Source organism: Mesorhizobium sp. M2A.F.Ca.ET.039.01.1.1 (assembly GCF_003998035.1).
In the GTDB taxonomy this organism is placed as follows: Bacteria; Pseudomonadota; Alphaproteobacteria; order Rhizobiales; family Rhizobiaceae; genus Mesorhizobium.
The window spans coordinates 1-2,570 of the sequence record NZ_RZRY01000807.1 but is presented as its reverse complement, the minus strand read 5'-3'; the positions used below and the strand labels follow the sequence as shown (position 1 = coordinate 2,570).

The following is a 2,570-nucleotide window of genomic DNA, read 5'->3' as shown; positions in this document are numbered from 1 at the left end:
CATTTCCGCTTCGGTTATGAAGGAGGGCAGGACGTCGATAAAATCCAATCGCGGTTCTCAGCTTGGCCGCGCTGTCGTTGGCGGTGCTCTTCTTGGCCCTCTCGGGGCCGTGGCAGGGGCGGTAACGGGGTCGAAGTCGCAGACCGAGGAAATCACGTCGATCACGCTGCGCGTCCTGACACGCGGCTCCAGTCCTTATGAGGATATCGTGTTTTATTCCGGTTCAGCGAAACCGGAGAGCGAGTTAACCCATGAAGTGCGGGCGGCAAATAACGCCCTGTCTCGCATTCTTTCGGCGATCGGCTAGTCTTGCATTCCGCACCCCACAAGGTGCCTTTGGGCACTATGCTAGTAGGACGAGATGCTGATGAAGGGGTGCCTCCGGTGTGAAGGGTTGGAGGACTTTACCTATGACCAGAACAAAGAGGCTGGGTGTGGGTGAGCGCTGGGGCTCAGCAGCGCCTGCACGCTGTCGGCGCTAAGCCTGCCGCCGTGCATGTTCGGAAAAAGAGCCGTTGCGCCTCGCTTCCTGGGCTCCTTGAGCCAGAACCGGAGGGCTTGCTGTGCGACCTTGGTGAGCGGCGAACTTCGCGCCTTCCGGCCCTTGCCAACGCATCTCATCGCTTGCGAGCACGCGCTGAATGTGCCTCGGCGGTCAGCGTGCTCTCGGCCTGGAACGGCCTGCCCAGGAAGTCGGGCGCGAACTGCAAGCCGACAATCTGCTAGGGGCCGTCGGAAAGCGTCTTGATCAGCTTCACGACGCCCGAAAGCACATTCGAGAAGCGCTCGACGCCATCAGTTCCTTGCCGGCCTCCGCCTTGTGCCGTTTCGTCGACCTGGCAAGGGCGGCAAGCTGCTCAGAGTTGAGCGCGCCGCATGCGCGATGCCGGGCCTCGCATGAAGCGCAGAGCACCGGGACGCCTGCCGTGTGAATGTCTTTGCGAACAGCTATAGGTGTTCCCGTCGCCCGCCAGCAACGCCCCTAGCGTCGCAGTCGTACCGGAGCCTATTTTATCTTTCGGCCGAGACCCATGGATTTGGCCAGTTTCGAGCGGGTTGCCGAATAGTTCGGCGCCACCATCGGGTAGTTGGACGACAGGTTCCATTTCGCTCGATACTGATCCGGCGTAAGGCCGTACTGAGCCTTGATGTGCCGCTTCAGCGATTTGAAGCGCTTGCCGTCCTCGAGGCAGATGATGAATTCGGGCGTGACGGATTTTTTCGCCCGGGCGGCGCCCTTGATCTCGTCGGGCTGGACATCGATCGATCCGATCGAGATGAGTTTGATCGAGGCATATATCTTGCCGATGAATTCCGGGAGTTCGGCCGCGGGCAGCGGGTTGTTCGCAATATAGGCGGATACGACGCTTGCAGTCAGGGAGGGCGGCAACCACCCCATCTTGTTCCGACCCCTGGTTGGAATCCCGGCCTCCGGGCCGATTTCGGCCCGCGTGGGGCAACTGGGGTTTATGAACGTCAGCTTTCCAAGTTCCCCTTTGCGCTGCCAGGCAGAGACGGCTGCCGCTTATCCTGTTGCCCGGGACCAATTGGAGCGGCGTAGAAGCACCGTCGGATCCTAAGTTCGGTTTGTCTAGTCTTCACAATTCGCTTCTAGTCTGACAAACTCTACTTCGAACTCGCTGGGCGGCGAGGGGGATATGGTGTGAATGGGAGCACGTCCTTTCGGGGCAACGCCTGCACATGGTGGCCACCATGATACGGGCTGAGTTCCACGCCGACTACCTGATCGATCTCATATATGCAGCGGTTCTCAAGGAGGCGAGCTGGTCGGACTTTCTATCCGAACTCTCAAAGTCTATTCCCGACGGCCGCTCCTTGCTCTTCTACCACGACGCAACGACGGGACATGGCACGTGGGAGCTGAATCACGGCCTGGATGACACAACTGTAAGAAATTATGCGGATTATTACTGCCGCATCAATCCATGGATGCCCAAAGCCTCGGTACGGAAGATTGGCCTGGGCGTGGTGGCCGAGCAGATGCTGCCTGCCGTCGATTTCAGGAAGACCGAGTTCTACAACGACTTTTTCCGGCCGATCGGCGAAGAATCCGCCGTGGGTCTGACCATCGTTCGCGAAGAGGGGCGGTCTTTCCTGCTGTCCATATTGACCAGCAGAGGTGATCCGGAGCGCAACAAGCCTGTGGCCGACCAACTTACGGCCATCGCTCCCCACCTGCACCGCGCATTTCGTAATTATCGGATTGGAACAAAAAGAAGTCAGATCGCTGAAATTGGTAGTTCCATCTTCGATGCGATCGATGCCGGGCTGCTGATCGTAGGCGAAGGTGCAGCGGTCAAATCAGTTTCCGAATGCGGGTCGCGGATTGTCGAGACCGGGACCTGTGTGCGCCGGACACCGCTCGGACGGATAAGAATCTGCTCGCCGGAGGCCGACGCAATGCTTCGGCGCATGCTTGACAGGAGCTTTGTCGCGCACAAGGCCTGGGGCGCAGTTGTCAACGAGGTCAAGCTGACGTTCATCCAAGTCAGGAAGGATCGCTTTTCAGCCTACTTCGAGGGTCCCACAGTCGTCGTCCTGCTGGAACC

The 2,570-nt window shown here is 59.1% G+C and carries 3 protein-coding genes and 1 pseudogene; 2 read left to right on the top strand and 2 right to left on the bottom strand.

Annotated elements, in window-relative coordinates; all coding sequences use genetic code 11:
• Nucleotides 1-307, top strand: a 307-nt coding sequence (locus EOA24_RS42040; protein ID WP_210213630.1) for a hypothetical protein, incomplete at its 5' end; no start/stop codon positions are given.
• Nucleotides 308-644: 337 nt separating this feature from the next.
• On the opposite strand, the pseudogene EOA24_RS43505 reads toward EOA24_RS42040, so the two are convergent.
• Together EOA24_RS43505 and EOA24_RS33985 are read right to left on the bottom strand one after the other, a co-directional pair.
• A pseudogene (locus EOA24_RS43505) lies at nt 645-952 on the bottom strand (cyclic nucleotide-binding domain-containing protein); the annotation flags it as partial.
• 54 nt (nt 953-1,006) lie between these two features.
• On the bottom strand, nt 1,007-1,390 hold the full coding sequence (locus tag EOA24_RS33985) for a MucR family transcriptional regulator (protein WP_348633095.1): 384 nt from the start codon (nt 1,388-1,390) through the stop codon (nt 1,007-1,009).
• A 311-nt stretch (nt 1,391-1,701) separates the two neighbouring features.
• Here EOA24_RS33985 and EOA24_RS33980 point away from each other — a divergent pair.
• Nucleotides 1,702-2,570, top strand: an 869-nt coding sequence (locus tag EOA24_RS33980; protein ID WP_127410587.1) for a helix-turn-helix transcriptional regulator, incomplete at its 3' end; no start/stop codon positions are given.